Raw genomic sequence first — 3,219 nt, forward strand, 5'->3', positions numbered from 1 at the left:
CTGTCGCCGGATGAAATCCAGGAATTGGCCTCAGGCGGATTGATCAAGATTGGGAGTCACACCGTGTCCCATCCGCTGTTGGCCTCAATGTCAACGGCTGTCCAGCGGGTTGAAATCGAGCAGAGCAAAGCCGATCTTGAAAAAACCGTGGGTAAACCGGTAGAAACAGTGCCGCAGATCTTTGTTGGACAGGAGCACATCGGTGGATTCACCGAATTTGAACAATACGTTGGTCAACAGGGTCTATAATCAGTAGTATCGTGTCTGAGGAGCGCTACCCGCGCTGACCGTCGATGCCGAATCTGACGACCGGTATGCACCGGCACTAGGAGCGACATATGCTGATTTTTACAACTTTGCTGGCCCTGGCTGCCGGTTATATCATGTTCAAGATGAGCAAACCTGCTCAGAAAGAGCTGAAACCCATCCGTATGCGCACGGAAGAAGAGCAGCAACGTCGCCGTCGCTAGTATTCTGAACCAGATCTGATTGTTTTACATATGATCGATAATAGGGAGCCATTGGCTCCCTATTTGCGTTCTAAGCGGTTGGTTTTACATCTGCCATAATCGATCAGCCAAACCACCGTTACGTTCGGTAGGCCGCAGCGTCGCTTGCCTGAATACCCGATCCGTCCCGTACAATGCCAACGACTGTTTAGCACGTGTAATCCCTGTATAGAGCAACTCACGGGTCAGTACCGGGCTGTCATCCGGCGGTAGTAACAACAACACCTGCTCAAACTCTGATCCCTGACTTTTATGCACCGTCATCGCAAACACGGTTTCGTGTTCAGGTAACCGGCTGGGCAACACCGCACGCATCCGACCTGACTGTTCAAACCAGACCCGAAGGTTACCGTCCTCATCGGGTAACGTGATACCGATATCACCGTTATATAACTCCATCACAGAATCATTGCGAGTGATAATCACCGGACGACCACTGAACCACAACCCTTCACTGGGCACCAGCCGGCGTTTCGCCAATGCACTACGAATCGTTTCATTCAGACCCGCCACACCGTAGGGCCCTTCCCGCAGTGCACAAAGTAGCTGTAACCGATTGAACTGGGCCAGAATATGCTCCGGTGCAGCATTGTCATCCACACAGCGCAGGTAATGGCTGTAGCCATCCACTGCGCGTGTAATCAAGGCAGCATAACCTTCACTGGTGAGTGGGTTTAGCTCGATATCACTATAAGTGGCACTTTTCATAACCTGCGTAAAACGCGCGACATCACCAGTATTCACTGCGCGCGCCAGGTGCCCAATACCACTCTGATCATGAAATCTGTAACTTTTACGTAACAACGCCACAGAATCTGCTAGCGGTGACGGGTAATTCTGCGAGATACCCTCCGCAGAAATATCACACAACGACGATAGTATCTCTGCCTGCGCCGCCGAATATCCCACCTCACCCGGCCAGCGACAGATATCCCCCAATACACTGCCCGCTTCAACCGACGCGAGCTGATCACGATCACCGATCAGGATTAACCGCGCGTTTTCCGGCAAGGCGTCCAATAAGCGCGCCATCATCGGAAGATCAATCATCGATGCCTCATCCACCACCAGCAGATCGAGATGTAAGGGATTCTCGGCGTTATGACGGAAGCTATGGCTGTTTGGTATAACACCGAGTAAACGATGCAGAGTACTCGCGTCAGCCGGAATTGAAGCTCGCTGCTCAACCGACAACGGCAGTTTGCTCACTGCACCGGCAATCGATTCAGACAGACGAGCGGCGGCTTTACCGGTTGGCGCAGCCAGTTTAATCACCGGTTCACGTCCCAGCTGCAGGCTCTGCTCACAGATCAACGCGAGCAGTTTGGTTACCGTGGTGGTTTTACCCGTTCCTGGTCCACCGGAAATCACTGAAAAGCGTCGCTGAGCTGCAATGGCTGCTGCCACTTTCTGCCAGTCTGGTTCACCGGTTTGACGACCAAACAGCTTATTCAGACCGGATCTGAGCGTCTCCAGATCCACATCCGAGCGTGCCGCCCGTGTATGCAAACTGGCAGCAATCATCACCTCATACGACCAATAGCGGTGCAGATAGAGGCGCTCACCGCTTAATACCAGCGGTGTCGTCTCTGAGCCGTCACCAATGATCTGCGCGTGCAGGCCCAGCGTTGATAGACCCAACTGCACAGTCAGCTGTTTCAGTTCAGGCGACAACTCTGGCAACCGGGACAACACCAGACACACATTGCCCTGCGCCAGTTCAGCGCTGACCAACGTACCCGCAAGAACCGCCAGATCAGGCGCACCTTTCTGCTGTAAAAAACGACCAAATTGGTAATCCAGCGGGCGCAGCTCACCGGCATCAACCCGGTTACGGAGGACCGACAACAACTCGCTCATGCCGTGTCTCCTGCTCGGAACTGTTGATCCAACTGCTCGATGAACCCGGCGTCAGGACGGCAATGGAAGATGCCGTGATCCCCCTGCCCCATGCCACGCAGAAAGAGATAGAAAACACCGCCCATATGTTCTTCGTAGTTGTAATCCGGTATCCGGCTCTGTAACAGACGGTGTAGCGCCAGCGTATAGAGCTGGTATTGAAGATCATAGCGGTGGTCGATCATCGCATCCGACATCGCCTCTTGGGTATAAGCATCATGTGTGCCGCCGAGATAATTGGATTTGTAGTCGAGTACGTAATACCGGCTCTCATGACGGAACACCAGATCGATAAAGCCCTTTAACATTCCGTTCACCTGATCAAAGGAGAGCAGTCCTGCCTGCGCAGATAAGCCATCTTCTGCGCGTACCAATTGATTGAGTGCACCGCAATCCAAACCACTCACGGGCAACATAAACTCCATCTCCACCAGCTTGTCCTGCGCAGTGAGATCTCGCATCCGTAAACCCAGACCATCGAGATCACTGTCCAGAACATCCGTCACAAGGGTGTTCAGTACCGGTGTCCAGTCGGTTTCGTAGCCTTCCAGCGTCAGGCGCTCTTGCAGATACTCATCCAGCTCCGGGCCGCCTGCCGTGGGAAAATCCAGATCCTCAAACACGGCGTGCAAGAACGTACCGGCGCGAGCCCCTTTAGGAAAGCTGAAGATCGTCTGTTCCGGCTCAGCGACCTCCGCCTCTTCACCTGCCACCTCCAGATCCAAACCCGGCAACTCCGGCAGTTGATAACCGCTGCCATGACTGCTCAGTGCCGAGTAACTGGTCACCCGCCAGTCACGTTTAATCCGGC

Annotated in this window: 4 protein-coding genes; 2 read left to right on the plus strand and 2 right to left on the minus strand. The window is 53.7% G+C overall.

Features of this window, described 5'->3' with window-relative positions:
- Both ABYW01_RS17540 and ABYW01_RS17545 read left to right on the plus strand, forming a co-directional pair.
- Positions 1-249 (plus strand): polysaccharide deacetylase family protein (locus ABYW01_RS17540; RefSeq protein ID WP_372835261.1); only part of this gene is annotated, 249 nt, incomplete at its 5' end.
- Between the two features lie 89 nt (positions 250-338).
- A complete protein-coding gene (locus ABYW01_RS17545; protein WP_372835264.1) occupies positions 339-470 on the plus strand; it encodes a hypothetical protein in 132 nt (43 codons plus the stop codon).
- An 84-nt stretch (positions 471-554) separates the two neighbouring features.
- Here ABYW01_RS17545 and recD read toward each other — a convergent pair whose 3' ends face one another.
- Both recD and ABYW01_RS17555 read right to left on the minus strand, forming a co-directional pair.
- Positions 555-2,369, minus strand: a complete 1,815-nt coding sequence (recD, locus tag ABYW01_RS17550) for an exodeoxyribonuclease V subunit alpha (protein WP_372835267.1) — start codon at positions 2,367-2,369, stop codon at positions 555-557.
- Positions 2,366-3,219: PD-(D/E)XK nuclease family protein (locus ABYW01_RS17555; protein ID WP_372835269.1), on the minus strand; the 854-nt coding region annotated here is incomplete at its 5' end. The genes recD and ABYW01_RS17555, both read right to left, overlap by 4 nt.

The organism is Pontibacterium sp., assembly GCF_041587635.1.
Taxonomy (GTDB): domain Bacteria; phylum Pseudomonadota; class Gammaproteobacteria; order Pseudomonadales; family Balneatricaceae; genus Pontibacterium.